This window comes from Xanthomonas graminis pv. graminis (assembly GCF_030168915.1).
GTDB lineage: Bacteria > Pseudomonadota > Gammaproteobacteria > Xanthomonadales > Xanthomonadaceae > Xanthomonas_A > Xanthomonas_A translucens.
In genome coordinates, this window is sequence record NZ_CP076255.1 from 340,197 (window position 1) to 366,990 (window position 26,794).

Below are 26,794 nucleotides of genomic sequence, written 5' to 3' on the forward strand. Positions count from 1 at the left end.
GTGCCGTGGGCCACGCTCCCTCCCACGTCGCCGTTGCCGTCGCACTTCGCGTGCGCCGCGCCACGGCGTGATCCGCGGGACGCACCGCGCAGCAGGACGGCGCCGTTCGCGGCGCCGATGACATGCAAACCGCCGGCCGGCGTTCGGCGGCCGGCTCCTTCCACCAACGGGGTATGCGCATGAAACTGATCACCGCCATCATCCGGCCATTCAAGCTCGACGAGGTCCGCGAGGCCTTGTCGCAGGCAGGCGTGTCCGGCATCACCGTCACCGAGGTCAAGGGCTTCGGCCGGCAGAAAGGCCACACCGAGCTGTATCGCGGCGCCGAGTACGTCGTCGACTTCCTGCCCAAGATCAAGATCGAGACCGTGGTGACCGACGAGCGTCTGGACGCCGTGGTCGAGGCGATCCAGACCGCGGCCGGGACCGGCAAGATCGGCGACGGCAAGATCTTCGTCACCGCGATCGAACAGGTCATCCGGATCCGCACCGGCGAGATCGGCGCAGATGCGCTCTAACCCCACCCTGGAGCCCCTCATGAAGACAGGTCTTTTCTCCGGGTGGAAGGCCCGGTTCTACGCGGTAGGCATGCTGATGCTGGTCAGCGCGATGGCGGTCGGCGTGCCCGCCACGGCCTTCGCCCAGGCCGAAGTGACGCCGGTGCAGAGCGCGGACGTGGTCACCGAACAACTGACGCCGCCGCCGGCGCCGGCCGCTGCCGCGCCGGCCGTGGTCGCGCCGGTGGTGGACAAGGGCGACGTCGCCTGGATGCTGACCTCCACGCTGCTGGTGCTGCTGATGGTGGTGCCGGGCCTGGCGCTGTTCTACGGCGGCATGGTGCGCTCCAAGAACGTGCTGTCGGTGCTGATCCAGGTCGGCGTGGTGTTCTCGCTGATCGCGGTGCTGTGGGTGCTGTACGGCTACAGCCTGGCCTTCGCCGACGGTGGCCTGTTCATCGGCACGCTCGGCAAGATGTTGCTGAGCGGGGTCGACACCACCACACTGGCCGATACCTTCTCCAAGGGCTTCAAGCTGCCGGAATACGTGTTCGTCGCCTTCCAGCTGACCTTCGCCGGCATCACCGGCGCGCTGATCGTCGGCGCCTTCGCCGAGCGGGTGAAGTTCGCCGCGGTGCTGCTGTTCATCGTCATCTGGTTCACCTTCGGCTATCTGCCGCTGGCGCACATGGTGTGGGCGGCCCCGGGCTTCCTGTTCACCAAGGGCGCGCTGGACTTCGCCGGTGGCACCGTGGTGCACATCAACGCCGGTGTCGCCGGCCTGGTCGGTTCCTACTTCGTCGGCAAGCGCCTGGGCTTTGGCCAGACCGCGCTCAAGCCGCACAACGTGACCCTGACCTTCGTCGGCGCCTCGCTGCTGTGGGTGGGCTGGTTCGGCTTCAACGCCGGTTCGGCGCTGGAAGCCAACGCTACCGCGGCGCTGGCCTTCCTCAACACGCTGCTGGCCACCGCCGCCGCGGTGCTGGCCTGGTCGCTGGTCGAGAAGCTGGTCAAGGGCAAGTCCTCGGCGCTGGGTGTGGCCTCGGGCATGGTCGCCGGCCTGGTCGGCATCACCCCGGCGGCCGGCACCGTCGGCCCGTTCGGCGCGATCGCTATCGGCGTGGCCGCCGGCGCGATCTGCGTGTGGGGCGTGACCGGGCTGAAAAAGCTGCTCAATGCCGACGACACGCTGGACGTGTTCGGCGTGCACGGCGTGGGCGGCATCGTCGGCGCGATCCTGACCGGCGTGTTCACCGACAAGGCGCTGGGCGGCGCCGGCTATGCCGAAGGCGGGAGCATGGGCCACCAGGTGCTGGTGCAGGCCACCGGTGTCGGCGTGACCGTGGTCTGGATCGGCGTGGTCTCGGTGCTCGGCTTCCTGGTCGCCAAGCTGGTGTTCGGCCTGCGGGTCTCGGAAGAAGCCGAGCGCGAAGGTCTGGACATCACCTCGCACGGCGAAGCCGCGTACGAGTCCTGAGCAAGAGCGGCCCGCGACCTGGCGTCGCGGGCCGTTGCGGCACCCCCGCCTGCGGCCGGTATGCACCGGTGCTGGCGGTCAGTGGCCATCGCCGGCGCTCCATGGGGCGGAACGACGGCAGTTTTCTTCGCGATCCGAGGTATTCCCGCGTGGCCGCTAGCCTCGCCCGACCCCCAATTCTTTTCTTCTCCGTTGCCTGCGGCGCCTCGTGCCCGTCGGCGGCGGTGGCTGCGCCAGGCTGCGCTTCGGTGCCGACCGACGTCGCCGGCAGGTTCCGGCAAATGGCCCGCCCGGCCGGGCGCGCAACGCCTTCCGGCAGCCTTTGCACTACATTGGTGCAATGCCCATGACCTCGCCGCCGCCCCCGCTCGACGCCCTCGGCACCCCGGTGGTCTGGGCCGATGCCGACGGCCGCCTGCTCGGCGCCAATCCGGCCTTCGCGCGCTGGCTGGGGGTGAGCGTGCGGCGCCTGCTCGACCAGCCGTTGGCCTCGCTGGAAGTGCAGGGCGACGCGCTGGCGCGGTTCCTGCTCAACGACGAGCGCGACGTGCTGCGCCTGCACCGCATGGCCCTGGCCATTCCCGGCGAGACCCCGCGCTTCGCCGAGGGCTGGCTGTCGCGGCTGGACGCGGGCGGCTGGCTGCTCGAGGCGCATCCGGTCGATGAATTCCCCACCCTGGACCCGACCCAGGCGCTGCCCAACGCGCTCGGCGCGGCGCTGAAAGGGCTGGCCCACGAACTGCGCAACCCGCTGGCCGGGCTCAAGGGCGCCGCGCAGTTGCTGGCGCGGCGCGCGCAGCACCGCGACGAGGACGAGCGCGAACTGATCGACCTGATCGGCGCGGAGATCGAGCGCCTCAACAGCCTGCTCGACCAGTTGCTGTCGCCGGCGCCGGCGCGGCCGCACGCCATGCTCAACATCCATGCGGTGCTGGAGCGGGTGCTGCGCCTGGCCGAGAACGAAGGCGGCTGGTCGGTGCGCCTGCAACGCGACTACGACCCCAGCATTCCCGAATTCCTCGGCGATGCCGACCGCCTGACCCAGGCGGTGTGGAACCTGGTCCGCAACGCGATCCAGGCCGGCGCCGCGCAGGTGACCCTGCGTACCCGCGTCGAGCACGCCCAGCGCATCCGCGACCGCGTGCATGCGCGCGGCGTGCGCCTGGAGATCGTCGACGACGGCCGCGGCGTGCCGGAGGAACTGGCCGAGCACCTGTTCCTGCCGCTGGTCAGCGGCCGCGCCGAAGGCAGCGGCCTGGGCCTGGCGCTGGCGCAGCAGGTGGCGCGCGAACACACCGGTTCGCTGACCTTCCGCTCCCGCCCCGGGCATACCGTGTTCACGCTGCTGCTGCCGCAGGCCGCAGCGGACCCCGCATAGGAGCATTCCGATGACCGAATCCCTGGAAGGATCGCAACGCATCTGGGTGGTCGACGACGACCGCTCGGTCCGCTTCGTGCTGTCCACCGCCTTGCGCGATGCCGGCTACAGCGTGGACGGTTTCGACAGCGCCGCCTCGGCGTTGCAGGCGCTGGCGCAGCGGCCGCTGCCGGACCTGCTGTTCACCGACGTGCGCATGCCCGGCGACGACGGCCTGGTGCTGCTGGACAAGCTCAAGGCCGCGCATCCGCAACTGCCGGTGATCGTGATGTCCGCCTACACCGACGTGGCCAGCACTGCCGGCGCGTTCCGCGGCGGCGCACACGAATTCCTGTCCAAGCCGTTCGACCTGGACGACGCGGTGGCGCTGGCCGCGCGCGCGCTGCCGGCGGCCGGCGGCATTGCCGAGGCCGCGCTGCCGGCGTCCAGCCAGGGCAGCGCCGAACTGATCGGCGACACCCCGGCGATGCGCGCGCTGTTCCGCGCCATCGGCCGCCTGGCGCAGGCGCCGTTGTCGGTGCTGATCAACGGCGAAACCGGTACCGGCAAGGAACTGGTCGCGCATGCGCTGCACACCGAGTCGCCGCGCGCGCGCAAGCCGTTCGTCGCGCTCAACACCGCGGCGATCCCGGCCGAATTGCTGGAAAGCGAATTGTTCGGCCACGAGGCCGGCGCCTTCACCGGTGCGCAGCGGCGCCACATCGGCCGCTTCGAACAGGCCGACGGCGGCACCCTGTTCCTCGACGAGATCGGCGACATGCCGCTGCCGTTGCAGACCCGGCTGCTGCGCGTGCTGGCCGAGAACGAATTCTTCCGCGTCGGCGGCCGCGAACTGATCCGGGTCGACGTGCGGGTGATCGCCGCCACCCACCAGGACCTGGAAGCGCTGGTCGAACAGGGCCGCTTCCGCGCCGACCTGCTGCACCGGCTGGACGTGGTGCGGCTGCAGCTGCCGCCGCTGCGCGAGCGCCGCGCCGACGTGCCGCAGCTGGCCGAGAACTTCCTGGCGATGGCCGCGCGCAAGCTCGACACCCCGCCCAAGCGGCTGTCGCCGGCGGCACTGGACGCGTTGCGCGGCTACGCCTGGCCGGGCAACGTGCGCGAACTGGAGAACGTGTGCTGGCGGCTGGCCGCGCTGGCGCCGGCCGACGTCATCGACGCGCACGACGTGGACGGCGCACTGCTGCGCGGCAGCCGCCGCGAGCGCAGCGGCGAGGGCGGCGAATGGGACGCGCAGTTGTCGGCCTGGGCGCAGCAACGCCTGACCGACGGCGCCGAGGGCCTGCACGCGGAAGCGCGCGACCGTTTCGACAAGGCGCTGCTGGAAGTGGCGCTGCGCTTCACCCAGGGCCGCCGCGCCGAAGCCGCCGCGCGCCTGGGGGTGGGCCGCAATACGGTGACGCGCAAGTTGGGGCCGGGGCGGCGGCGGCGCTGAAGGGGCTTGGGGGCGAGGGACCGGGGACCGGGGACCCGGGAAAGCGCGATGTCTTGCTCTGATCGTTCCGCAGACTTCGTAAACCGGCAGCTGCGATGCTCTGCCGTCCCGAGTCTAGGGACTGGAATCCGGAAAAGTAAGGTGCCTCGCTCTGATCGTTCCGAAGACTTCGCAAGCCACCAGTTGCCGAGCTCTTCCGGGTCCCCGGTCCCTGGTCCCTGGTCCCGATACGAGCTCCCAGCGCCGGTTAGACTTCCCCGCCACCGCCGCAGCCTTCATGAGGTCTGAACGGCCCTCCCTCTAGTTTCGCTGCACAAGGAGCCAATGCCGATGCGTTACAGCTTGCATGCCATCGTGGGAAGCGCGTTGCTGGTACTGGCCGGCTGCAGCAGTGCGCCGCCGGTCGCGCCACCACCGCCGCCGCCGAAAGCGCCGCCGATGCCTACCAGCGGCACCGCGCAGCAGGCGCAGGCAGTGCTCGCGCCGGCCTCCGGCAGCTTGGTCAGCGGCAAGCTGTCGCTGGTGGTCGCGCCTGGCGGGGTGCGCATCACCGGCACCCTCGGCGGCCTGCAGCCCAACCGCCCGTTCGCGTTCCATGTACATGAGCGCGGCGATTGCAGCGCGGCCGACGCCAGCAGCGCCGGCGGCCACTTCAATCCGCTTGGCGGCCCGCACGGCCGCGCCGGCAGCGGCCCGCACCATGCCGGCGATATGGACAACCTCAGCGCCAACGCCGACGGTGTGGCCCAGGTCGATGTGCTGCTGCACGGGGTGGTGCTCGGCGGCGGCGCGGCCAACGACATCGCCGGGCGCGCGCTGGTCGCGCATGCCGATGCCGACGACTACCGCAGCCAGCCGGCCGGCAACGCCGGTGCGCGCGTGGCCTGCGGCGTGATCCGCGTGTTGCGCTAACCGATCATCCGCCCAGAGCTTGCTCCGCGGCGAACGTCCGCATTCCGCGGCCCCTCAAGGAGAACCACCATGCGCACGCTTCCTACCGTCCTGTTCCTGGCCACGACTCTCGCGCTCGGCGCCTGCAAGCGCGAAGCGCCTGCCGCTGCCGACGCCCCCGTCGCGGCCGCCGCGCCCGCCACCCCGGCACCGGCCGCAGAACCTGCGCCTGCCGCCGTGCCCGCCCAGGCCGCCGCCAGCGCCGCGCTGAGCCCGACCCAGGGCAACCAGGTCGCCGGCGAGGTCAAGTTCGAGACGGTCGATGGCGTCGTGCACGTCAGCGGCACCATCACCGGGCTCAAGCCCAACAGCGAGCACGGCTTCCACATCCACGAGTTCGGCGATTGCAGCGCGCCCGACGGCAGCAGCGCCGGCGGCCACTTCAACCCGGCCAAGTCCGAGCACGGCCAGGTCAGCGCCGACCCGCACCACGGCGGCGACATGCCGAACCTGAAAGCCGACGCCGACGGCAAGGCCACGATCGACGCGACGGTGTCCAACAACGTCAACATCGGCAAGGGCGACGGCTTCGACATCCTCAATCACGCGGTGATCGTCCACGCCGACCCGGACGACTACAAGACCCAGCCCACCGGCAATGCCGGCGGCCGCCTGGCCTGCGGCGTGATCAAGGGCAACGCGACCGCGGCGGCCCCGGCGGGCGCCGCGGCGGCGCCTTCCGCGCAGTAAGCGGCAGCGTCGTACGCGTGTGCAGGGGTGACGCCGGTGACGTGGTGTCATCGGCGCGACGGGCTCTGAAGTCGGCAAGTCGCCCGGCTTCGGAGCCGCTGCCGGGGGTTGAAACCGCTCCGACAGCACGGGTGCAGGCCGCCAGAGTCTGCCTGTGCAGAAAGTGCATCCGCTTGTGTAGGGGCGACTGTCTTCAGCCGCGACAAGCGAAGTGGTGAATTTTCCGAACTGGCATGCAGTCGGGACTGAAGTCCCTCCCACAGCTCCGCTGCGTCGGTGGAGTTCTTGTGGGAGCGACTTCAGTTGCGACGAACGCAGCGGCGGGCCTTCCGGCGGTCGCGGCTGAAGCTCCTACATGGCCTGCGGATCGCCTGCTGGGTGCACTGTAGGAGCGGCTTCAGCCGCGACAAGCGAAGTCGGCAGGCTGGCCGGCACCGTCCCTGTCGAGGCCGAGATGGCCCGAGGCCAGCCGAAGCTCCTCCCGTCGTGCACCACTCCGATCACGGCCAGGTCGGCGCAGGCGCGGCTACCAGCGACACTGGGTGATCAGCCACGCTGAGGAGCCTGCAAGTTCCCACTCCGGCGCCGGCCGGGTTGAAACCCCTCTTCCCACAGTGCGCCTAGCCGCTGGACGCAGGTCCTGTGGGAGCGACTTCAGTCGCGACGAACCAAGCGATCGGCCCGATGGCGCCGCACGGCGTCCACGCCGAAGCCCCTGATCGCCGTGCACTGCAGCCGCATCGCTGCAAGTTCAGTTGCGAGCCGACGGCCCGCGCGCCAACCCCGCGACCAAGCCCACATCACGCCGCCAGCAACGCCTGCCTCGCGTCCTGCCCGGCCTCGCAATGCACGTACAGCACCGGCATGCCATGCGCTTCCAGCACTGCGGCCAGTTGCCGCTGCCGGACCAGGTAATGTTCGTAGACCCGCTGCAGGCGCTCGCAGTCCTGCCGGTCGTGGGCGTAGTACGCGCACCAGCCAGCCGGGTCGAACAAGGCCATGCGCACTTCGCCGCCGCGGTAGCGCAGCAGCGGCTCGGGTGGGCTGGCCAGCCATTCCTCCTGGTCCGGCGCCAGCAGCGCGGTCTCGATCAGCGGCCACAGCGGCGCCAGGCCCTGGTTGTCGTATTGCATCGACATCATCGCGGCCAAGTCGTTGACCGTCAGATAGCGCGCGTGTTCGATCTGCGCGCCGAACGCCTGCTGCGCCAGCAGCGCGGTGTCCGGCTGCGCCATGCCCTGCGCCAGCAGCACGTCTTCCAACGCCTCGGCCACCGGTGGCAGCGTCTCGGCCGGCCCGCTGAGCAGGAACGGCACCACCCGCAGCGCGCCGCCGAGCAGGGCGGTGTCGGCCTGGAACGGCAGCGGCACGGCCCCGTCGGCGTCGGCGCCGAACGCCAGCAGGCGCGGGCCGGCGTCGCGGCCGGGCGCGCGCGCGCGCAATTCGTCCAGGCGCCGGTGCATTGGCCAGCCCGGGCGCAGCACCTCGGCAGGGTCGAAATGCGCGCCGGCCAGGCTCAATTCCAGTGCGCGCACCGCCGGCACCAGTTGCGCCAGGTCGCGGCCGACCTTCTCTGCCAGTTCCGCGGCCAGGGCGTGCGGCAGCGCCGCGTGGGCCGGGGCGCGCCCGGCGGACAGTTCCAGGGCGATCACGCCGCGGGCATTCATGCTGGCAATGGCTTGGCTCATGGCTTGGCGGTTGGCCCGTCGCGGGCGCAAAGCTACACTCGCTTCATTATGCCTGCGCTACCGTGCAGGCCATGTCCCCGACCCCTCGCGCGAGGTAATCCCCATGCCAGTAGCCCGCCCCGTCGCCATTCTCGGCGGCGTCCGTATTCCGTTTTGCCGGCAGAACACGGCGTATGCGGATGTCGGGAACCTCGGCATGTCGGTGCGCACGCTGGGCGCGCTGGTCGAGCGCTACGGTCTGCACGGCCAGCAGCTGGGCGAGGTGGCGATGGGGGCGGTGATCAAGCACTCCAGCGACTGGAACCTGGGCCGCGAGGCCGCGTTGTCGTCCGGGCTGTCGCCGTTGACCCCGGGCATCACCCTGCAGCGCGCCTGCGGCACCAGTCTGGACAGCATCATCACCGTGGCCAACAAGATCGCGCTGGGGCAGATCGAATCGGGCATCGGCGGCGGTTCGGACACCACCTCGGAAGTGCCGATCGTCTATGGCAAGAAGCTGCGCGCGCGGCTGCTGGCCGCCAACCGCGCCAAGAGCACCGGCGACAAGATCCGCGCGCTGACCCGCAGCTTCAAGTTCGCCGAACTCAAGCCGGAGTTTCCCGGCGTGGCCGAGCCGCGCACCGGCAAGAGCATGGGCGACCACTGCGAGGACATGGCCAAGCAATGGAACATCGCGCGCGACTCGCAGGACGCCTGGGCGGTGTCCTCGCACCACAAGCTGGCCGCGGCCTACGAGCGCGGCTTCTTCGCCGACCTGATCGCGCCGTTCCGCGGCGTGGAGCGCGACAACATCCTGCGCGCCGACACCTCGCTGGAGAAGCTCGCCACGCTGAAGCCGGCGTTCGACAAGGTCAGCGGCCGCGGCACCCTGACCGCGGCCAATTCCACCCCGCTGACCGACGGCGCCGCGGCGGTGCTGCTGGCTTCGGAGGAATGGGCGCAGGCGCACGGCCACGTGCCGATGGCGTACCTGCGCGATGCGCAGGTCGCGGCGGTGGACTTCGTGCACGGCGAAGGCCTGCTGATGGCGCCGACCATCGCCGTGCCGGACATGCTCAAGCGCCACGGCCTGAGCCTGCAGGACTTCGACATCTACGAGATCCACGAGGCCTTCGCCGCGCAGGTGCTGTGCACGCTACGCGCCTGGGAGAGCGAGGACTACTGCCGCACCCGGCTGGGCCTGGAGGCGCCGCTGGGGCAGATCGATCCGGCCAAGATCAATCCGCTGGGGTCCTCGCTGGCCACCGGCCATCCGTTCGCCGCGACCGGCGCGCGCATCGTCGCCACGGTGGCCAAGCAGCTGGTCGAACGCGGCGGCGGGCGTGCGCTGATCTCGATCTGCACCGCCGGCGGCATGGGCGTGGTGGCGATCGTCGAGCGCTGAACTGCCAAGTGCGGTCCGCGCGCGATGGGCGCGTCGGGCCGCGAAAGCGTGCAGGGTGATGGCCCCATGGGCGCGCCGCCAGAGAGGCGCAAGCCTGGCGCGACGCGGTCATGATGACCGCCGCCAGCGCCGAACGCCATCGCCCGCCAGCAGCGCTCGCCGCTGCGCTACCATGCCTGCCGATCCGCCTGCACGACGCAGGCCGAACGGTGCGCGGGGGGCGCATGCCATGAGCCAGCAGGACAGCTTCAATCCGTATCGGGCGCCTGACGCCGCCATCCACACCACCACCCTGCCGCCGCCGGACGAGACGCTGTGGCGCGACGGCGACGACCTGCTATGCCTGCGCGATACGCCGTTCCCGGCGCATTGCGTCAAGTGCGGGGTGGCGCTGCGCAACGACGAACTGAACAAGCGCAGCTTCTACTGGCACCCGCCGGGCTGGTACGTGCTGATCCTGGTGAGCATCGTGATCTACGCGATCGCGGCGTTGGTCGCGCGCAAGCGCAGCAGCCACGTGCTCGGCATGTGCGCGGCGCATCGACGCCGGCGCGACCGCTTCATCCTGCTCACCGCCGGTGCGTTCGTGGCCGGACCGCTGCTGGGGTTCGCCGTCGGCGACGAAGCCGGACTCTGGCTGGGCCTGGGGCTGTTCCTGGTCATGCTGGTCGTCGGCCTGCTCGGCGCGCGCATCCTGGTGCCGCGGCGCATGGACGAGCGCTATGCCCGCTACAAGGGCGTGGCGCCCGCATTCCTGGCGCGCCTGCCGGCGTTGCCGGCTGCGTTGCGGCGCTGAGCCGGTCGGTTCGACCGGCCAAGCGCTGGCCGCGCAATCCTTGAGCGAGGAAGCCGGCCCCGGCTGCAGCCGAGGCCGGCCCCGGTCAACGGCGCGGCATCGCTGGTGCCGCCGCGCTCATTCCAGCGGGCGTGGGAAACCGTGCTCGTCGCGGCGCTCGGCGCTGTCCGGATCCGGATCGATCGGCACCACCGGCGCGCTGGTCGCGGGCAACGCTTGCGCGAGTTCGCCGCGCTGCACGCGCAACGCGTTGGCGTAGCAGCGCTGCGCCATGAACGTATCGCCGGCCTCGGCATAGCCATCGCCGAACGCCTCCCAGGCTTTGGCGCCGGCGCCCAGCGCCAACGCGCGGTGCAGGAACTCCTCCGACTGCGGCCACTGCTGTTGCTGATGCGCCAGGCGCGCCAGGGTCAGCAGCAGCCCCGGGCTGTCCGGATGGCTCTGCAGCCAGCGCTGCGCGCTGGCGCGGCGCGAATCGTATTTTTCCACCTGCAGGCGTCCGTACAGCGCTGCCAGGCCGTCGTCCCAGCGCGTGTCCAGCGCCTGTTCCACGCTGCGCAGCGCCGCGTCGTCCCAATGCAGGGCAGCTGCGCGGACCGCGTAGGCCTCGACCACAGCCGGTTCGCTGCGCAGCGACTTGGGCAGGCTTTCCCAGCGTTCGGCCAGCGCGTTGGCATCGTCCGCCTGCTGCAGCGCTGCGGCGGCCAGGCGCGATTCCAGCGCGCCGATCGCCTCCAGCGGCAAGGCTTGCTGCTGGCGGATCGCCCCGAGCTGGCCGTAGGCCTCGCCGGCACGGCCGATGCTGGTCAGCGCCTCGGTGCGCAGCAGCAACCCGCGCGGCGGCAACGGCTGCGCCGCGGCCACGTCCAGCGCATTGATCGCATCGACCGGACGTTGCTGGGCCAGAAGACGTTCGCCCTGCAGCAGCGCGTGCGCGCCGGCGTCGCGTTCGCCCAGGCGCTGCAGGTAACGGTTGGCCGCCTCCGCGTCGGCGCGCGCATCGGCCACGCGTACCGCCGCGACCAGGGCGATGGCGCTGACTTCGGAATCTTCCGCAGCGGCATTCAGCTGTTTCTCGGCGCGCGTCCACTGGCCGTTGTGCAGCGCGGTCAGGCCTTCGAGCAGGCGCGCGCGCGATTGCTTGCGGCGATGCCGGCCCCAGGCGCGGAACGGGAAGCTGAGCAGGTTCCACAGCAGCAACAGCACCAGGAAGGCGATCACCAGCAGCAGCGCCGCCTGCGGCAGCGGCGAGATGTAGTCGTTGCCGCCGGCGCGCACGATCACTTCGCCGAGGTCGCCCAGCTTGTCCTGCGCCAGCCACTGCGCGCCGATCACGCCCAGGGCGATCACCACCAGCAACACGATCAGGGAACGGAGGGATTTCATGGTTGGCTCCTTGCGTCGCGCATGTGGCGCAACTGCTGCAGGGTGGTGCCCAGCTCGGGGACGGCCGGGCGCAGGGCGGCGTTGCGCAGGGTTTGCAGCGTGGCGCGGCGTTCGCGCAGCGGCGCCGAATCGGGCCATAGGCGTTGCAGCCAGGTGCCGGCGCGGGTCAGCGCGCCGCGGTAGCCGCGCGCGTCGCCACGTTCCAGCGCGGCGCGCGCCAGGCTCAGTTCCAGCTGCAGGGCGTCGTGCGCGGCGACCCGCTCCGAACGCGCGACCAGCACGCCGCCCTGGGCGGGGCGAATCTTGACCAGCGGCGACAGCAGCCGTTGCCACAGCGGCACTTGTGTAGGCTCGGGCAATTGCGTGGGCAAGGCCTGCAGGCTGGCGGCGAAGGCGTCCAGCTGCGCCGACAGCCGCGCCTGCGGCCCCTCGCCGAGCGCGTCCAGCGCGGTGCGTTCCTGCAGCAGCACCTGGCGCAGGTTGAGATAGCGCGGATCGTCCACGCCTTCCAGCACGCCGCTGGCCAGCGCATAGGCGCGGCGGGCGCCCTGCGCATCGCCGGCCACGTCCAGACGTTGCCGGCCCTGGCTGAGCAGCAGTTCCACCTCGTCCAGGCGCAGCGCCTGCGCGCCGTGGCGGTTGGAGTCGGCGAGCTTGGCGACGTTGTCTTCGAGCAGCGCGCTGCGCTGGCTCAGGCCGAGCATCTCGTCGCGCAGCACGCGGTTGGTGCTGGCCGCGTCCTGCACCCGCTGCACGGTGGCGCGCTGGTCGCGGCGCAGCGTGTCCAGATTCTGTTGCAGGGCCTGCAACTGCAGTTGCGTCTCCGATTGCTCGGCCAGCGCGCGCGCATTGCGTGCCTGCCACCAGTCCCAGCCGCGCCAACCGGCCAGCGCAAGCGCCGCCAGCATGGCCAGCACCAGCAGCAGCCAGATCCAGCGCGTGGAGCGGCGAGGCGTGGACGAGATTTCGGTCATCGGCGGGGGCATCCTTATAGCCTGCGTCCCGTCGCGACGATGGCGACGGCCGGACCCACGGGCACGCGGGAGCATGGCGTGAGCGGCACCGCGCCCGCAAGCCGGGGCAGGGCGCGCGTTCAGCGAGGTGGTGAGCGCGTCACGATCGCCGCGGCGGCCGTGGCCAGTTGTTGCGGCAGCGGACCGGCGGCGCGGGCGATGTCGACAAAGCCGAGGTCGGCCGCCTGCGCGGCCAGCCGCGCGCTGGCCGCGACCAGCGGCCGCGTGCGCCAGGCCGCGGCCAGGTCGTCGGGCAGATGGTCCAGCACCAGCCGCAGCGCCTCGCCGCTGCTCAGCGCCAGCACGCCCGGCGCCGCGGCGCGCAGCCGGGCGATGCGCGCCGCGGACAGCGGCAACGGCACCCGGCGGTAGACATCGGCGCGCTGCAGCGGCGTGCCGCGCGCCTGCAGCTGCGCGGCGATCAGGCCACGTCCGCCGGGCGCGGTGACCAGGCCGACGGCGCCATCGCTGGCGGCCAACTGCGGCAAGGCCAGCAGCCCATCGCTGTCCATCCGTTCCGGTACCGCGACCTCGGCGATGCCATGGCGTTGCAGCGCGCGCGCGGTGCCGGCGCCCACCGCCAGCCAGCATTGCCCGGGCGCTGCGGCCAGCGGCTGCAGCGCCGCGGCCGCGCGCACGGCCGCTGGACTGCTGAAGATCACCCGCGGCGCGGCCAGCGCCAGCGCCAGCGCGGTGCGCGTGGCGGCGTCGGCGCAGGCCTGCAGGCGCCAGGGCGAGACCGCCAGCAGCCGTGCGCCGACCCGCGCCGCCGCGCGCCGCAGCGGCGCGTGCTCGCCCTGCGGGCGCAGCGAGATCAGGGTCCAGGCCGCGGCGGCAGCAGTTGCATGTGCGCTCATGCCAGGCATTATGCGAGCCCCGACCGGCAGCACAATCGCACCATGGCAGCGGATCTTCCTTTCGATGCGTTCCTGCAGCAGTTGCAGCGGCAGTTCGACGCGATGCCGCCGGTGGCGGCGCTGCAGGCCGCGCTGCACGGCTATGCCGAACAGCGCTTGCATGTGGTCGCGCCGCTGGCGGCCAATCTCAACGACAAGGGCAATGCCTTCGGCGGCAGCCTCGGCTCGGTGATGACCCTGGCCGGCTGGGCGCTGGTCAATTGCGAACTGCACCGTGCCGGCCTGCAGGCCGATGTCTACGTCGCCGACACCCAGGTGCGCTACCTGGCGCCCCTGTACGCCGACCTGCATGCGCAGGCCGGCGCCGACGCGGAAGCCGACTGGAACGCGTTCGTGCACACCTTCCGCCAGCGCGGCCGTGCCCGGATCGGCATTCAGGCCCAGGTCGGGCCGGCCGCTGCCGCCGCCGCGGCGACGCTGCGCGGCCGCTTCGTCGCCATCGCGAAAGGGTAGGATGCGCGCACTGCTCGCGCCTACCCGGGGATCCGCCATGCACTCGATGTTCCGCGCCCTGGCGCTGGGTTTGGCCGGCACCGCGCTGGCCGGCAGCCGCAGCCAGCAGAACAAGCTCGACGCCCTGCAGACCGCCTACGGCACCGCGATCCGTTGGAGCGAGTTCGAGTCTGCCTGGGAAGCGGTGGACCCGGCCTACCGGCAGGCGCACCCGCTGACCGATCTGCAACTGGAGCGCTACCGCCAGGTGCAGGTGTCCTCCTACAAGGTGGGGCGAGTCGGCGTGCTCGACGGCGACGCGGTGCGCGACATCGAACTGGGCGTGATCAACCGCAATACCCAGGCCGAGCGCATCGTGCGCTACCGCGAGCGCTGGCGCTGGGACGCGCAGGCCAAGACCTGGTGGCTGCTGGACGGGCTGCCGGACTTGTGGAACGGCCAGTAGCGCCGCCGGCCAGCTGTGCGACAATCGGCGCCCGCTTCCAGCCCCTTATTCCTGTGAACTTCGAAGAACTGCTGGCCTTTGCCGGCCGCAACCCGATGCTGGCCCTGGCCCTGGTCGGCCTGACCATCGCCCTGATCGTCACCGAAATCGCGCGCCTGTTCCGTGGTTTCAAGACCCTGCGCCCGGCCGAACTGACCCTGCTGATCAATGCCGGCAACGCGGTGCTGGTCGATCTGTCGGCCGCGGCCGATTTCGAGAAAGGCCATATCGCCGGCAGCCGCAACGCCACGCCGAGCCAGTTCGGCCCCGAGCACAAGCTGGTGGCCAACGCCAAGTCCGCGCCGGTGGTGCTGGTGTGCCGCACCGGCACCACCGCCGATACCGCCGCCAAGCAGCTGAAGAAGGCCGGCTTCGAGCAGGTCTACGTGCTCGACGGCGGCATCGCCGCCTGGCAGCAGGCCGATCTGCCGCTGGTCAAGGGCCGCTGATCGCGCCTCCCGGCCGGGCGCCGAGCGCCGCGGCCGGCATGTGATAATCCCGAATCTTTCTGTTACCTGAATCCACCGGAGTCAAGCAATGTCCGACGTCACCAACAACGGCGCCACGGCGCCGGCCGAAGCCGCAGCCGGCCCCGCGTTCACCATCGAGAAGATTTACGTCAAGGACGTGTCCTTCGAATCGCCCAACGCGCCGGCGGTGTTCAACGACAACGTACAGCCGGAGCTGCAGCTCAACCTCAACCAGCGCGTGCAGCGCCTGAACGAGCAGGCGTTCGAAGTGGTGCTCGCGGTGACCCTGACCTGCACCGCCGCCGGCAAGACCGCGTATGTGGCCGAAGTGCAGCAGGCCGGCGTGTTCGGCCTGGTCGGCCTGGACCCGCAGGCGGTGGACGTGCTGCTCGGCACGCAGTGCCCGAACATCCTGTTCCCGTACGTGCGTTCGCTGGTCAGCGACCTGATCCAGGCCGGCGGCTTCCCGCCGTTCTTCCTGCAGCCGATCAACTTCGAAGCGCTGTACGCCGAAACCCTGCGCCAGCGCGCGCAGCAGGAAGAGACCCAGTCGCTGGCCGACTCGGAGCCGGCCGGCAACGCCTGAGCGCGTCCGCCGTTGCCCATGCGCGATCAGCCCGCGAACAAGATCGCCGTCCTCGGCGCCGGCTCCTGGGGCACCGCCCTGGCCGCGCTCCTCGCCCGGCACGGTTTTCCGACCGTGCTGTGGGGACGCGACGCCGCCGTCGCCGAGGCGATTCAGCAGCGCCACGAGAATCCGCGCTACCTGCCGCAGATCCCGCTGCCGGCGGCGCTGCAGGCCACCACCGACCTGGCGGTGGCCGTGCACGGCGCCGACTGGATCCTGGTGGTAGTGCCGTCGCATGCGTTCACCGAAACCCTGCACCAGCTGGCGCCGTTGCGCCCGCCGCAGGCCGGCGTGGCCTGGGCGACCAAGGGCTTCGAGCCTGGCTCCGGGCGCTTTCTGCATGAAGTCGCACAGCAGATCCTGGGCGAGGACGTGCCGCTGGCGGTGGTGACCGGGCCGTCGTTCGCCAAGGAAGTGGCGCTGGACCTGCCGACCGCGGTGACCGTGCACGGCGATGCCGCGTTCGCGCAGCAGGTCGCCGACGCGATGCACGGCCCCACCTTCCGCGCCTACACCGGCGACGACATGGTCGGTGCCGAGCTGGGCGGGGCGATGAAGAACGTGCTGGCGGTAGCCACCGGCGTGGCCGACGGCATGGAGCTGGGCCTGAACGCCCGCGCCGGCCTGATCACCCGCGGCCTCAACGAAATGCTGCGGCTGGCCGCGGCGATCGGCGGCAAGCCGGAAACGCTGATGGGCCTGGCCGGACTCGGCGACCTGGTGCTGACCTGCACCGGCGACCTGTCGCGCAACCGGCGCCTGGGCCTGGCCCTGGGCCGCGGGCAGACCCTGCACGACGCGGTCCGCGCGATCGGCCAGGTGGTCGAGTCGGTGCAGACCGCCGACGAGGTGATGCGCCAGGCCGAACGCCATGGCATCGACCTGCCGATCTCCAACGCGGTGCGCGCGGTGCTGCACGGCGCGATGACGCCGGCGGCGGGCCTGCAGCAGTTGCTGGCCCGCGAGCAGAAACCCGAGTATCCGACCACGCTGTTTAGCTGACCTCGCCTTGTTCCAGACACGAAAAAGCCCGGCCAAAGCCGGGCTTTTTCGTGTGTACGGCCATCCAACCTGACATGGCGCACAAAAAAAGAAGCCCGGTCCTGGGACCGGGCTTCGAACCGCGCGCAGCGGGAGAGAGAGACGCGGCGCGCAGTGCTACGCGGTGCTGCTTACCAGCTGAAGCGCGGGCCGACGAACCATTCCTTGTCGCCGTCGCGGTTCATCTTCAGGTCCGCGCTCAGGCCCCAGTTCTGGTTGAGCTTGGCCTGGGCGCCGAGGCGGCCGTAGAACTCGCCGTCCGGGTTGATGCCGTTCTTCTTGGTGTAGTCCTCGTAACCGCCGAGCGCATACACCTCAAAGTACGGGTTGAACGCGGTACGGATGCCGGCTTCGGCGCTGTAGCCGTTGAACTTGGTGCCGAATTCCGGGTCGAAACGGTTGTAGGCCACGCGGGTCACCAGGTCGGTGCTGGTCGAGATCTCGTGGTTGTAGCCGGCGCCGATGCGCCACTGGTCGACGTCGACGTCGCCGAAATCGGTCTTCTGGCGGTTGAAGTCGCCGAACACGCTGAAGTTCGGGTTGATCGCGTAGGAACCCTTGACGGCCCAACCGTCCGCGTCGCCGCCGCTGGCGTCGGTCTTGATGTAACCGCCTTCGACGTAGTTGTAGGACAGGCCTTCGGCAGCGGAGGCAGCGAACGGCAGGGTGGCCAGGAGGGCGAGAGCGAGCAGAGAAGTCTTCATGATCGGGATATCCTTTTATTGGTTTAGTCGGCGCTGAGGCGTGGGCCGTTCGCTGCCGATATGTAAATTATCCGTTAGTCACCCGAACTTCCCCTGAATTTCAAACTGACCGGTATATAAATCAGACAGTGTGTTCAGGAACTTATGGGGTGCAATTGCTTGACGCGGCCGCCGCGGCTGAATGCGCTTCCGATGCGGCGCCGGAAAGCCGCTCTGCGGCGCACGGTCTGCCGCCCCATAGACAATAAGGTATGCACGTACCGCTGGCCTCGGCGTTGATGCGCGCCTTGTCCGCGCGCCCGACGCGCGTCCGGCCCGGGGAAACGCGTTCGCGATCGGCCGGCGGCCTGCCGTGCGCTCAATCCGCGCCGGGGAAGCCCAACTGCCGCCATGCTTCGAACACCACCACCGCCACCGCGTTGGACAGGTTGAGGCTGCGGTTGTGCGGGCGCATCGGCAGGCGCAGGCGTTGCGCGGGCGGAACCTGTTCCAGCACCTCGGCGGGCAGGCCGCGGGTCTCCGGGCCGAACAGGAACGCATCGCCGTCGGCGAACGCGGGCGCATCGTAGCGGGTGCTGCTGCGGGTACTCAGGGCGAACAGGCGGCGCGGGGCGATGGTCTGCAACGCGGCGTCCAGCGAAGCGTGGACCTGCAGGCGTGCGTATTCGTGGTAGTCCAGGCCGGCGCGTTTGAGCTGCTTGTCCTCGAGGTCGAAGCCGAGCGGCTCGATCAGGTGCAGCTGCGCGCCGGTATTGGCGCAAAGGCGGATGGCATTGCCCGTGTTGGGCGGTATTTCGGGTTGGAACAGCAGGACATGCAGCGTGGGCGTGGCGGTCATCGGCGCAGTTTACGCGCCGGCTCCGGCCTGCGCCGGCGAAGCGTCGCCGGCTCAGCGCGCCAGGCTGGTGGTCAGGTCCTGGCTCAGATTCTGCAGGCTGGGCTGCATCTGCAGCATCGCGCTGTCCAGGGCGCCGCTGACCACGCTGCCGATCGCGAACACGCTCTGGGTGTCGGCGCTCGGGCGCACCTGCACCGCGGCCAGGGTGACCACGCGCTGGCTGGTCGCCTGCTTGGCATCGCGCTGGGCGATCTGTTCGGCGGACGGACGCACCTGCACCGACGCCAGCGTGGCGATGCGGCTGGACAGTTCGGCGTCGCGCTGCGCCAGCTGCTCGGCGGACGGACGCACCTGCAGTGCGGCCAGGGTGGCGATGCCGCTGTTGCGCTCGACGCTGCGCTGGGCGATCTGCTCGGCGGAGGGGCGGACCTGCACGCTGTCCAGGGTCGCGATGGTCGGTGCGGCGATCGCCGGCGCGGCGAGCAGGGCGGCGATGGCGAAGGTCAGGGCGAAGGAAGCGGTTTTCATAGTGGGCCTCGTTGGTGTTGTTGAGTAGTGGTGAGGTAGTAAGGTAGAACACCTAATCAGGGTGTGCAAGAACTTTCTTTTGCTTTTTGTTTTTATTAATCTCTTGTTCACTTTTTGATGTGGCAGTGTTTGTTGCGCCCAGCTACAAAGCAGATCCTGTGCCAACTTCAAGGCATTGTTATTCAAGGTTTTTTCGCGGAGCCCTGTGTCCGCGGGCGGACACCCGGTCGCTTGCGTACGTCCGTCTCAGGCCTGCCGGTCACCTCTCTCGCCGCGGTGTCGGCGCATCGCGTTCAGCATCGGAAGTGCCGGCGATGCACGGGAACGGGCCGAAAGGCATACACGGGCATGGCGGCGGCCCGTTACGATCGAGGCCTGGCTGTCCTTCCACTCATTCCTCAAAAGGAACTTGCATGACCGTGTCGATCCGCCCCCGTGGGGCGTTGCTGGCCATCGCCCTGTCCGCCGCGCTCGGCACGCTGAGCTACGCGTCGCCGTCGAGTGCGGCCAGGCCGCCGCCGGCGGCGAAAGTGGATATCGCCTACGAGCAGTTCACCCTGCCCAACGGCCTGCGCGTGGTGGTGCATACCGATCGCAAGGCGCCGATCGTGGCGGTCAACCTCTGGTACCACGTCGGCGCCAAGGACGAGCCGGCCGGGCGCACCGGTTTTGCGCACCTGTTCGAACATCTAATGTTCCAGGGCAGCGAGAACCACAGCGGCGAGTTCTTCGAACCGTTCAAGCAGGTCGGCGCCACCGACCAGAACGGCACCACCAACAGCGACCGCACCAACTATTTCGAGAACGTGCCGACAACCGCGCTGGACATGGCGCTGTGGATGGAGTCCGACCGCATGGGCCACCTGGTCGGCGCCATCGACCAGGCCGCGCTCGACGAACAGCGCGGCGTGGTCCAGAACGAGAAGCGCCAGGGCGAGAACCAGCCCTACGGCCAGGCCTGGGACAAGCTGAGCCGCGCGCTGTATCCGAAGGGCCACCCGTACCACCACAGCGTGATCGGCTCGATGAACGACCTCAACGCCGCCTCGCTGGCCGACGTGAAGCAGTGGTTCCGCACCTGGTACGGGCCGAACAACGCGGTGCTGGTGCTGGCCGGCGACATCGACGTGGCCACCGCGAAAGAGAAGGTCGCCCGCTACTTCGGCGATATTCCGGCCGGGCCGAGCATGGCGAAGCCACAGGTCGACGTGGCCCAGCGCACCCAGTCCACCCGCGAGACGATGACCGACAAGGTGCCGCAGGCGCGCATCTACCGCGTCTGGAACGTGGCCCAGACCGGCACCGAGGACATCGACCGCCTGCAGCTGCTGGCGCAGCTGCTGGGCGGGGCCAAGTCGTCGCGGCTGGACCGGCGGCTGGTGCATGAGGACAAGCTGGTCGACCAGATCAGCGCCGGCGCCTGGCCGTCGCAGCTGGGCTCCAGCTTCGGCATCATCGCCACGGTGAAGCAGGGCGTGGATCCGGCCAGGGTCGAGGCGGTGATCGACGAGGAACTGCGCAAGCTGCTCGACAAGGGGCCGGACAAGAACGAGCTGCTGCGCGCCAAGACCGCGTTCCGCGCCGGCTTCGTGCGCGGCATCGAACGCATCGGCGGGTTCGGCGGCAAGGCCGATGCGCTGGCCGAGTGCACGGTGTTTACCGGCGATCCGGGCTGCTTCCGCACCTCGCTGGCCACGATCGAATCCACCCGCGCGCGCGACCTGAAGGCGGTGGGCCGCAAATGGCTGGGCAAGGGCGACCACACCCTGGTGGTGGCGCCGGGCGAGCGCGTGGCGCTGGCCGAGGATCCGGCGGTGCAGCCGGCGCCGCTGAATGCGCCGCCGGTCGATCCGAAGTACCGCGCGCTGCCCAGCGTCGTCGATCGCAGCGCCGGCCCGCCCAAGACCACCCAGTTCCCGCAGCTGAAGTTCCCGGCGCTGCAGCGCGCAACGCTGAAGAACGGCACCCAGCTGATCCTGGCCGAGCGCCACGATGTGCCGGTGGTGCAATTCAGCTACGAATTCCCAGGCGGCTTCAGCGCCGACCAGGGGCGCAAGTCGGGCACCGCCAACTTCACCATGGGCATGCTCGACGAAGGCGCCGGCGAGCGCGACGCGCTGGGCTTCGCCGATGCCGCCGACAGCCTGGGCGCCGCGCTCAGCGCCGGCGCGGCGCTGGACGGCAGCAATGCCTACCTGTCGGCATTGAAGGAGAACCTGGCGCCGTCGCTGGCGCTGTACGCCGACCTGCTGCGGCGCCCGCGCTTCGAACAGAAGGAGATCGAGCGGATCAAGGCCAGCTGGATCGCCGGCATCCGCCAGGAGAAAGCGCAGCCCAACGCGGTGGCGATGCGGGTGCTGCCGCCGCTGCTGTACGGCGCCGGCCATCCGTATGCGATCCCGTTCAGCGGCAGCGGCACCGAGGCGGAGATCGCGGCGCTGGAGCGCGCCGACCTGGTCGATTTCCAGCGCGACTGGATCCGTCCCGAGCAGGCCACGCTGATCGTGGTCGGCGATACCACGCTGGCCGAGGTGGTGCCGCTGCTGGATGCGCAGTTCGGCGACTGGAAGGGCGAGGGCGCGGCGCCGTCGCTGCAGGCGCCGGCGGCGGTACCGCGTCCGAGCAAGCCGCGGGTGTACCTGATCGACCAGCCCGGTGCGGTGCAGGCCAACCTGTTCGCCGCCGAACTGGTGCCGCCGACCACCGAGGCGTCCTCGATCCGGTTCGACATCGCCAACGGCGTGCTCGGCGGCGACTTCACCTCGCGGCTGAACATGAACCTGCGCGAGAACAAGCATTGGTCGTACGGCGCGCGCAGTTCGGCCTCCAACGCCCTGGGCCAGCGCCCGTGGTCGGCCGCCGCGCCGGTGCAGATCGACAAGACCGCGCCGGCGCTGCAGGAGATGCAGAAGGAGATCAGCGCCTTCGCCAGCGGCAAGGCGCCGCCGACGGCAGACGAAGTGGCGCGGATCCGCAACATCCAGACCCTGAGCCTGCCCGGCGCCTACGAGACCGCCAGTTCGGTGCTCGGCGCGATCGGCGGCATCGTGCGCTACGGGCGGCCGGACGACTACGTGTTCAAGCGCAAGGCCGAGATCGAGGCGATGACCCCGGCGCAGGTGCGCGAGGCGGCGGCGACGCTCGATGCCAACGCCCTGACCTGGGTGGTGGTGGGCGACCTGAAGCAGATCGAGCGCCCGGTGCGCGCGCTGAAGCTGGGCGAGGTGACGGTGATCGACGCCGACGGCAAGCCTAAGGGCGCGCCTGCGCCGGTCGCGCCCAAGCGCTGAGGCGGTGGCCCGCGGGGCCTTCTCCCGTCAGGAGAAAGTAGCCCGCAGGGCCGGATGAGGGGACGGGCGCAGCCGCGTGCGCCTGGATCGGCGAGACGCTTCGCGCCGGACCCTCACCCCAACCCCGCTCCCGGCGGGAAAGGGGCTTGGCCGTTGCTTAGCCCCGCGCGGCAGCGTCATTGCCAATTCAGCGATCTACGGCACAATCCGGGTTCCTTCAACCTGCGGTCCCTGTCCATGCGCCTACCGATCGCGTTGTTCCTGCTCGCCAGTCTGGCCGCCTGCACCTGGGTGCCGATGGCGCCGGAAGGCAAGACCGTGCGCGTGCTGCCGCCAGGACCGGTACCGGCCGGCTGCGAGAAGCGCGGCGAGGTGGTGGTGTCGGTGAAGAGCAACGTCGGCTTCTACCAGCGCAACCCCCTGCGGGTGCGCGAGGAACTGGAAACCCTCGCCCGCAACGAGGCCCCGGGCGTCGGCGCCAACACGGTGCAGGCGATGGGCGAGCCGGTCGAGGGCGACCAGCGCTATGCCGCCTACCAATGCAGTGTTCGCTGAACCGGTTAAGCTATGCGCTCTGTTTCAGTTTGTTAAAGATGCGGTAAAACCGGGCAACCGCTAGAATTGGCGCCCCTTCGCCTTATCCCGGCGTACATCTCGATGCTCTTCAACAATGTCTCCATCGCGGGACTGGCGCATATCGATGCGCCGCACACGCTGACCTCCAAGCAGATCAACGAACGCCTGCAGCCCACCTACGATCGCCTCGGCATCCGTACCGACGTGCTCGGCGACGTCGCCGGCATCCACGCGCGGCGCATGTGGGATGCGGACATGCAGGCGTCCGATGCGGCCACCCTGGCGGCCCGCAAGGCGATGACCGACGCGGGCATCACCGCCGGCCAGGTCGGGCTGCTGGTCAATACCTCGGTCAGCCGCGACTACCTGGAACCGTCCACCGCCAGCATCGTCTCGGGCAATCTGGGCGTGGGCGAGGAATGCGTGACCTTCGACGTCGCCAATGCCTGCCTGGCCTTCATCAACGGCATGGACATCGCGGCGCGGATGATCGAGCGCGGCGAAGTCGACTACGCACTGGTGGTGGATGGCGAGACCGCCAACCTGGTGTACGAGAAGACCCTGGAGCGGATGACCTCCCCGGACGTGACCGCGCAGGAATTCCGCGACGAGCTGGCCGCGCTGACCCTGGGCTGCGGCGCCGCGGCGATGGTGATGGCGCGCGCCGAGCTGGTCCCGGACGCCCCGCGCTACCGCGGCGGCGTGACCCGCTCGGCCACCGAGTGGAACACGCTGTGCCGGGGCAACCTGGACCGCATGGTCACCGATACCCGCATGCTGCTGATCGAAGGCCTCAAGCTGGCGCAGAAGACCTTCGTCGCCGCCATGCAGGCGCTGGGCTGGGCGGTGGACGAGCTGGACCAGTTCGTGATCCACCAGGTCAGCCTGCCGCACACCCAGGCCTTCATCAAGAACTTCGGCATCGACCCGAAGAAGGTGATGACCATCTTCGGCGAGCACGGCAACATCGGCCCGGCCAGCGTGCCGATCGTGCTGAGCAAGCTGCGTGAGCTGGGGCGCCTGAAGAAGGGCGACCGGATCGCGCTGATGGGCATCGGTTCGGGCCTGAACTGCTCGATGGCCGAGGTGGTCTGGTAGGCGGAAGCGTGGTGTGGGGCCATTGCGTCGAATGGGCCAATAATTTTCCTTGTCCGGCGCAATCTGGCGCTTTGGGAAAATTATTGGTAATTTTCTTTCTTAATGGCCGCATTCGGTGGCGGTAAGGAAAGCCCGATGCCTCCCCGCCGTTCCACCGGCCATTACGTTTCCAGTTCGCTGGCCGGGAGTCGTTACCAGGCGTTCGTCCCCGATCCGTTGCCGCCTGTGCCGCCGCTGGACCTGGCCGCACCGGAGTTGATCGCACGCAAGGAGCGGGCGGATCAGGCCCTGGGACGCCTGGATGGCATCACCTTGATGCTGCCGGATCCGGAACTGTTCCTCTATCAATACGTGCGCAAGGAAGCCCTGCTGTCCTCGCAGATCGAGGGGATGCAGTCGTCGTTGTCGGACCTGCTGCTGTTCGAGTTGGACGAGGCGCCGGGCGTGCCGCTGGACGACGTGGAGGAGGTGTCCAACTACGTCGCCGCGCTGAACCACGGGCTCAAGCGTTTGCGCCAGGACGACTTCCCGCTGTCCTTGCGCTTGATCCGGGAAATGCATGCCTTGCTGTTGCGGGGCGGGCGCGGTGCCGGCAAGCGGCCCGGCGAATTCCGCGCGGGACAGGTATGGATCGGCGGCGCCTCGCCGGCGCTGGCGCATTTCGTACCGCCGCCGCCCGAAGCCCTGGAGACGGTGCTGGGTGCATTCGAACGCTTCCTGCATGCGCCGGCCAACGACGTGTCGCCACTGGTCAAGGCGGCGTTGGCACATGTGCAGTTCGAGACGATCCATCCTTTCAGCGACAGCAACGGCCGGCTGGGGCGGCTACTGATCGCGTTGATCCTGTGCAATGAAGGCGTCTTGCGCGAACCAAGCCTGTATCTGAGCCTGTTCTTCAAGCGGCATCGCGCGCAGTACTACGAGCGCCTCAACGCCGTGCGCACCGAGGGTGACTGGGAAGGATGGCTGGGATTCTTCCTCGACGGCGTCGCGGATACGGCGCAGCAAGCGGTCAGCACGGCGCAGCGTTTGCTGGCGCTGTTGGCGCAAGATCGTGCGCGGATTGCCGGCCTAGGCACGCGTGCCGGCAATGTCGGACTGGTGTTCGAGCAGTTCGCGCGCAGGGTGCTGCTTGGCGTGCCGCAGGTGCAGCCGCATCTGGCGCTGAGCGCACCGACGATCCGCGCGGCCATCCGGACCCTGCAGGAACTGGCGATCGTCAACGAACTCACCGGCCAGCAGCGGCATCGCGTCTTCGCCTATCAGGCGTACCTGGACATCCTCAGCGAAGGCGCGCAGCCGCTGTGAATGCGCCTGCGCCCGCCTGTGCAGACGTGCCATCTGCATGCCTTGACCGTGATAGCGATGCACATGCCTCGCTTCATTTCTCACTTTCAATTGGTCGACCCACATGAACTACCCCGGCTACCCCTTCACCCCGCAACGTTTCCAGGTGCGTCCTGGGCTGGCGATGTCCTATCTCGACGAAGGCCCGCGCGATGGCGAGGTGATCGTGATGTTGCACGGCAATCCGTCGTGGAGCTATCTGTGGCGCACGCTGGTGGCCGGCCTGTCGGACCACTACCGCTGCATCGTGCCCGACCATATCGGCATGGGCCTGTCGGACAAGCCGGACGACGCGCCGGGCGCGCAGCCGGGGTACGACTACACCTTGCAGTCGCGCGTGGACGATCTCGACGCGCTGCTGCGGCACCTGGGCATCGACGGGCCGGTGACGCTGGCGGTGCACGACTGGGGTGGCATGATCGGCTTCGGCTGGGCGCTGTCGCACCACGCGCAGGTCAAGCGGCTGGTCATCACCAACACCGCCGCGTTCCCGTTGCCGGCGGCCAAGCCGATGCCGTGGCAGATCGCGATGGGCCGGCACTGGCGCCCCGGCGAGTGGTTCATCCGCACCTTCAATGCGTTCTCCGCCGGCGCGTCGTGGCTGGGCGTGTCGCGGCGCATGCCCGCTGCCGTGCGCCGCGCCTACGTGGCGCCGTACGACAGCTGGGCCAACCGCATCGCCACGATCCGCTTCATGCAGGACATTCCGCTGTCGCCGGCCGACAAGGCGTGGTCGCTGCTGGAGCGCTCGGCCCAGGCGCTGCCGTCGTTCGCCGACCGCCCGGCCTTCATCGCCTGGGGCCTGCGCGACATCTGTTTCGACCATCACTTCCTGGCCGGTTTCCGCCAGGCGCTGCCGCAGGCCGAGGTGATGGCGTTCGAGGATGCCAACCACTACGTGCTGGAAGACAAGCACGAGGTGCTGGTGCCGGCGATCCGCAGCTTCCTGGACACGCATCCGCTGGGTTGAGGCGCGCCGCGTCGGCTCGCAGTGGCCCGGTGCAGTGCCGGCCTCGGGATCGGTGGCGGGCGAGCAGAGCGCCGAGTGGTTGGCCATGGTGCGCGTCGCAGCGCAGCGGTCGCCGGCAGGTTTTGCACAAACTGCAAACGATGGCAACTCTGTAACGAACAGGTCCCTGTACAGTAAGGCGCAGCGCATGCGGTTCGCCGCAGCCAAGCGATTCATGCAACCGGACCGGAGACAGACGAAGTGAGAGCGATTGCAATGTCGATGATGTTGATGTCGATGAGCGCCACGGGCGCGCACGCGGAAAACCTGACCACCTCCCCCGACGGCAAGAGCCTGGCGGTCAGTTTCGGCCAGCCCACCTACAAACAGGTGCTGCATTACCGGAAAATGTACGACAAGAAGCCGTTTCCCGATGCCGAGCTCTATTACTACAGCAACGGCATGTACAAGCTCATCTCGCAAGGCGAGAACCATTACGGCGTCTACGTGCTGCAAGGTAGTTTCGACGACGAGAACTATACCGTCCGCTTCATTTCCCTGCCTTCCGAGGATTGGGGCAACAAGACCGCCTTCCACCAGTTGACCTTCGTCCGCGGCGATGACAAGAACATCTTCATCCAGAACGCGATCGTCGACACCGGCGAAGCCATCGCCCAGCAGAACGGTACCTACACTCTGGAAAAGAACACCGTGACCAATCCGGTGCCGACCAGTTGGAAGAACCGCTGACGCGCGCCCGGCCGCGCTGACAGGGG

General features: G+C 69.5%; 26 protein-coding genes. 19 read left to right on the forward strand and 7 right to left on the reverse strand.

Annotation, left to right across the window (positions count from 1 at the left end; genetic code table 11):
- Positions 1 to 179: 179 nt before the first annotated feature.
- From KHF85_RS01410 to KHF85_RS01435, 6 genes are all read left to right on the forward strand, one after another.
- Positions 180 to 518, forward strand: coding sequence for a P-II family nitrogen regulator (locus KHF85_RS01410; RefSeq protein ID WP_003470522.1), 339 nt, complete (start codon positions 180 to 182; stop codon positions 516 to 518).
- 19 nt (positions 519 to 537) lie between these two features.
- Entirely contained in the window at positions 538 to 1,974 is a 1,437-nt protein-coding gene (amt, locus tag KHF85_RS01415) for an ammonium transporter (RefSeq protein WP_284568229.1), read from the forward strand.
- Between the two features lie 340 nt (positions 1,975 to 2,314).
- Positions 2,315 to 3,352 (forward strand): two-component system sensor histidine kinase NtrB, encoded by a 1,038-nt coding sequence (locus KHF85_RS01420; RefSeq protein WP_284568230.1) that lies wholly within the window; start codon positions 2,315 to 2,317, stop codon positions 3,350 to 3,352.
- A 10-nt stretch (positions 3,353 to 3,362) separates the two neighbouring features.
- Positions 3,363 to 4,787, forward strand: a complete 1,425-nt coding sequence (gene ntrC / locus KHF85_RS01425; protein ID WP_284568231.1) for a nitrogen regulation protein NR(I) — start codon at positions 3,363 to 3,365, stop codon at positions 4,785 to 4,787.
- A gap of 330 nt (positions 4,788 to 5,117) precedes the next feature.
- A complete protein-coding gene (locus KHF85_RS01430) occupies positions 5,118 to 5,699 on the forward strand; it encodes a superoxide dismutase family protein (protein ID WP_284568232.1) in 582 nt (193 codons plus the stop codon).
- A 69-nt stretch (positions 5,700 to 5,768) separates the two neighbouring features.
- On the forward strand, positions 5,769 to 6,428 hold the full coding sequence (locus KHF85_RS01435; RefSeq protein WP_284568233.1) for a superoxide dismutase family protein: 660 nt from the start codon (positions 5,769 to 5,771) through the stop codon (positions 6,426 to 6,428).
- 800 nt (positions 6,429 to 7,228) lie between these two features.
- On the opposite strand, the gene KHF85_RS01440 is transcribed toward KHF85_RS01435, so the two are convergent.
- Complete coding sequence (locus KHF85_RS01440) at positions 7,229 to 8,116, reverse strand: hypothetical protein (RefSeq protein WP_284568234.1); 888 nt, start codon at positions 8,114 to 8,116, stop codon at positions 7,229 to 7,231.
- A 103-nt stretch (positions 8,117 to 8,219) separates the two neighbouring features.
- Between KHF85_RS01440 and KHF85_RS01445 the strand changes: the two genes are divergently transcribed.
- Positions 8,220 to 9,500 (forward strand): acetyl-CoA C-acetyltransferase, encoded by a 1,281-nt coding sequence (locus tag KHF85_RS01445; protein ID WP_284568235.1) that lies wholly within the window; start codon positions 8,220 to 8,222, stop codon positions 9,498 to 9,500.
- 229 nt (positions 9,501 to 9,729) lie between these two features.
- Positions 9,730 to 10,296 (forward strand): hypothetical protein, encoded by a 567-nt coding sequence (locus KHF85_RS01450; protein WP_284568236.1) that lies wholly within the window; start codon positions 9,730 to 9,732, stop codon positions 10,294 to 10,296.
- 117 nt (positions 10,297 to 10,413) lie between these two features.
- On the opposite strand, the gene KHF85_RS01455 is transcribed toward KHF85_RS01450, so the two are convergent.
- The 3 genes from KHF85_RS01455 to KHF85_RS01465 form a co-directional block, all read right to left on the reverse strand.
- Positions 10,414 to 11,682: a heme biosynthesis HemY N-terminal domain-containing protein gene (locus tag KHF85_RS01455; protein WP_284568237.1), complete on the reverse strand. Its 1,269-nt coding sequence runs from the start codon at positions 11,680 to 11,682 to the stop codon at positions 10,414 to 10,416.
- Entirely contained in the window at positions 11,679 to 12,656 is a 978-nt protein-coding gene (locus tag KHF85_RS01460) for a hypothetical protein (protein WP_284568238.1), read from the reverse strand. The genes KHF85_RS01455 and KHF85_RS01460 overlap by 4 nt, the downstream gene beginning before the upstream one ends.
- Positions 12,657 to 12,775: 119 nt before the next feature.
- Positions 12,776 to 13,552 (reverse strand): uroporphyrinogen-III synthase, encoded by a 777-nt coding sequence (locus KHF85_RS01465; RefSeq protein ID WP_409976639.1) that lies wholly within the window; start codon positions 13,550 to 13,552, stop codon positions 12,776 to 12,778.
- Positions 13,553 to 13,594: 42 nt separating this feature from the next.
- Here KHF85_RS01465 and KHF85_RS01470 point away from each other — a divergent pair, with 42 nt between their 5' ends.
- The 5 genes from KHF85_RS01470 to KHF85_RS01490 all read left to right on the forward strand — a co-directional run bounded on the left by KHF85_RS01470 (position 13,595) and on the right by KHF85_RS01490 (position 16,649).
- On the forward strand, positions 13,595 to 14,065 hold the full coding sequence (locus KHF85_RS01470; RefSeq protein WP_284568240.1) for a YiiD C-terminal domain-containing protein: 471 nt from the start codon (positions 13,595 to 13,597) through the stop codon (positions 14,063 to 14,065).
- A gap of 37 nt (positions 14,066 to 14,102) precedes the next feature.
- On the forward strand, positions 14,103 to 14,510 hold the full coding sequence (locus tag KHF85_RS01475; protein ID WP_284568241.1) for a hypothetical protein: 408 nt from the start codon (positions 14,103 to 14,105) through the stop codon (positions 14,508 to 14,510).
- A 53-nt stretch (positions 14,511 to 14,563) separates the two neighbouring features.
- The gene (locus KHF85_RS01480) at positions 14,564 to 14,998 is read left to right on the forward strand and encodes a rhodanese-like domain-containing protein (RefSeq protein ID WP_284568242.1); all 435 of its coding nucleotides are present in this window, start codon (positions 14,564 to 14,566) and stop codon (positions 14,996 to 14,998) included.
- Positions 14,999 to 15,086: 88 nt separating this feature from the next.
- Positions 15,087 to 15,605 (forward strand): protein-export chaperone SecB, encoded by a 519-nt coding sequence (gene secB / locus KHF85_RS01485; RefSeq protein WP_284568243.1) that lies wholly within the window; start codon positions 15,087 to 15,089, stop codon positions 15,603 to 15,605.
- A gap of 18 nt (positions 15,606 to 15,623) precedes the next feature.
- Positions 15,624 to 16,649 carry an NAD(P)H-dependent glycerol-3-phosphate dehydrogenase gene (locus KHF85_RS01490; RefSeq protein ID WP_284568244.1) on the forward strand — a complete coding sequence of 342 codons (1,026 nt, stop codon included), beginning with the start codon at positions 15,624 to 15,626 and terminating at the stop codon, positions 16,647 to 16,649.
- A 170-nt stretch (positions 16,650 to 16,819) separates the two neighbouring features.
- Here KHF85_RS01490 and KHF85_RS01495 read toward each other — a convergent pair whose 3' ends face one another.
- The 3 genes from KHF85_RS01495 to KHF85_RS01505 form a co-directional block, all read right to left on the reverse strand.
- On the reverse strand, positions 16,820 to 17,392 hold the full coding sequence (locus KHF85_RS01495) for an OmpO family porin (RefSeq protein ID WP_053838464.1): 573 nt from the start codon (positions 17,390 to 17,392) through the stop codon (positions 16,820 to 16,822).
- A 358-nt stretch (positions 17,393 to 17,750) separates the two neighbouring features.
- Entirely contained in the window at positions 17,751 to 18,230 is a 480-nt protein-coding gene (locus KHF85_RS01500; protein WP_284568245.1) for a tRNA (cytidine(34)-2'-O)-methyltransferase, read from the reverse strand.
- A 51-nt stretch (positions 18,231 to 18,281) separates the two neighbouring features.
- Entirely contained in the window at positions 18,282 to 18,758 is a 477-nt protein-coding gene (locus tag KHF85_RS01505; protein WP_284568246.1) for a hypothetical protein, read from the reverse strand.
- A 413-nt stretch (positions 18,759 to 19,171) separates the two neighbouring features.
- Between KHF85_RS01505 and KHF85_RS01510 the strand changes: the two genes are divergently transcribed.
- From KHF85_RS01510 to KHF85_RS01535, 6 genes are all read left to right on the forward strand, one after another.
- Complete coding sequence (locus tag KHF85_RS01510; protein ID WP_284568247.1) at positions 19,172 to 22,048, forward strand: M16 family metallopeptidase; 2,877 nt, start codon at positions 19,172 to 19,174, stop codon at positions 22,046 to 22,048.
- A gap of 237 nt (positions 22,049 to 22,285) precedes the next feature.
- Positions 22,286 to 22,603, forward strand: a complete 318-nt coding sequence (locus KHF85_RS01515) for a DUF4156 domain-containing protein (RefSeq protein ID WP_284568248.1) — start codon at positions 22,286 to 22,288, stop codon at positions 22,601 to 22,603.
- 102 nt (positions 22,604 to 22,705) lie between these two features.
- On the forward strand, positions 22,706 to 23,722 hold the full coding sequence (locus KHF85_RS01520) for a 3-oxoacyl-ACP synthase III (RefSeq protein WP_053835032.1): 1,017 nt from the start codon (positions 22,706 to 22,708) through the stop codon (positions 23,720 to 23,722).
- 135 nt (positions 23,723 to 23,857) lie between these two features.
- The gene (locus KHF85_RS01525; protein WP_284568249.1) at positions 23,858 to 25,030 is read left to right on the forward strand and encodes a Fic family protein; all 1,173 of its coding nucleotides are present in this window, start codon (positions 23,858 to 23,860) and stop codon (positions 25,028 to 25,030) included.
- A gap of 103 nt (positions 25,031 to 25,133) precedes the next feature.
- Positions 25,134 to 26,039, forward strand: coding sequence for an alpha/beta fold hydrolase (locus KHF85_RS01530; protein ID WP_284568250.1), 906 nt, complete (start codon positions 25,134 to 25,136; stop codon positions 26,037 to 26,039).
- A 255-nt stretch (positions 26,040 to 26,294) separates the two neighbouring features.
- Positions 26,295 to 26,768 (forward strand): hypothetical protein, encoded by a 474-nt coding sequence (locus KHF85_RS01535; protein WP_053838472.1) that lies wholly within the window; start codon positions 26,295 to 26,297, stop codon positions 26,766 to 26,768.
- The last annotated feature ends 26 nt before the right edge of the window (positions 26,769 to 26,794 follow it).

Coding starts and splice junctions, on each gene's coding strand:
- KHF85_RS01410 (WP_003470522.1), top strand. CDS start 180: ATGAAACTGATCACCGCCATCATCCGGCCATTCAAGCTCGACGAGGTC.
- amt (WP_284568229.1), top strand. CDS start 538: ATGAAGACAGGTCTTTTCTCCGGGTGGAAGGCCCGGTTCTACGCGGTA.
- KHF85_RS01420 (WP_284568230.1), top strand. CDS start 2,315: ATGCCCATGACCTCGCCGCCGCCCCCGCTCGACGCCCTCGGCACCCCG.
- ntrC (WP_284568231.1), top strand. CDS start 3,363: ATGACCGAATCCCTGGAAGGATCGCAACGCATCTGGGTGGTCGACGAC.
- KHF85_RS01430 (WP_284568232.1), top strand. CDS start 5,118: ATGCGTTACAGCTTGCATGCCATCGTGGGAAGCGCGTTGCTGGTACTG.
- KHF85_RS01435 (WP_284568233.1), top strand. CDS start 5,769: ATGCGCACGCTTCCTACCGTCCTGTTCCTGGCCACGACTCTCGCGCTC.
- KHF85_RS01440 (WP_284568234.1), bottom strand. CDS start 8,116: ATGAGCCAAGCCATTGCCAGCATGAATGCCCGCGGCGTGATCGCCCTG.
- KHF85_RS01445 (WP_284568235.1), top strand. CDS start 8,220: ATGCCAGTAGCCCGCCCCGTCGCCATTCTCGGCGGCGTCCGTATTCCG.
- KHF85_RS01450 (WP_284568236.1), top strand. CDS start 9,730: ATGAGCCAGCAGGACAGCTTCAATCCGTATCGGGCGCCTGACGCCGCC.
- KHF85_RS01455 (WP_284568237.1), bottom strand. CDS start 11,682: ATGAAATCCCTCCGTTCCCTGATCGTGTTGCTGGTGGTGATCGCCCTG.
- KHF85_RS01460 (WP_284568238.1), bottom strand. CDS start 12,656: ATGACCGAAATCTCGTCCACGCCTCGCCGCTCCACGCGCTGGATCTGG.
- KHF85_RS01465 (WP_409976639.1), bottom strand. CDS start 13,552: ATGAGCGCACATGCAACTGCTGCCGCCGCGGCCTGGACCCTGATCTCG.
- KHF85_RS01470 (WP_284568240.1), top strand. CDS start 13,595: ATGGCAGCGGATCTTCCTTTCGATGCGTTCCTGCAGCAGTTGCAGCGG.
- KHF85_RS01475 (WP_284568241.1), top strand. CDS start 14,103: ATGCACTCGATGTTCCGCGCCCTGGCGCTGGGTTTGGCCGGCACCGCG.
- secB (WP_284568243.1), top strand. CDS start 15,087: ATGTCCGACGTCACCAACAACGGCGCCACGGCGCCGGCCGAAGCCGCA.
- KHF85_RS01490 (WP_284568244.1), top strand. CDS start 15,624: ATGCGCGATCAGCCCGCGAACAAGATCGCCGTCCTCGGCGCCGGCTCC.
- KHF85_RS01495 (WP_053838464.1), bottom strand. CDS start 17,392: ATGAAGACTTCTCTGCTCGCTCTCGCCCTCCTGGCCACCCTGCCGTTC.
- KHF85_RS01500 (WP_284568245.1), bottom strand. CDS start 18,230: ATGACCGCCACGCCCACGCTGCATGTCCTGCTGTTCCAACCCGAAATA.
- KHF85_RS01505 (WP_284568246.1), bottom strand. CDS start 18,758: ATGAAAACCGCTTCCTTCGCCCTGACCTTCGCCATCGCCGCCCTGCTC.
- KHF85_RS01510 (WP_284568247.1), top strand. CDS start 19,172: ATGACCGTGTCGATCCGCCCCCGTGGGGCGTTGCTGGCCATCGCCCTG.
- KHF85_RS01515 (WP_284568248.1), top strand. CDS start 22,286: ATGCGCCTACCGATCGCGTTGTTCCTGCTCGCCAGTCTGGCCGCCTGC.
- KHF85_RS01520 (WP_053835032.1), top strand. CDS start 22,706: ATGCTCTTCAACAATGTCTCCATCGCGGGACTGGCGCATATCGATGCG.
- KHF85_RS01525 (WP_284568249.1), top strand. CDS start 23,858: ATGCCTCCCCGCCGTTCCACCGGCCATTACGTTTCCAGTTCGCTGGCC.
- KHF85_RS01530 (WP_284568250.1), top strand. CDS start 25,134: ATGAACTACCCCGGCTACCCCTTCACCCCGCAACGTTTCCAGGTGCGT.
- KHF85_RS01535 (WP_053838472.1), top strand. CDS start 26,295: ATGTCGATGATGTTGATGTCGATGAGCGCCACGGGCGCGCACGCGGAA.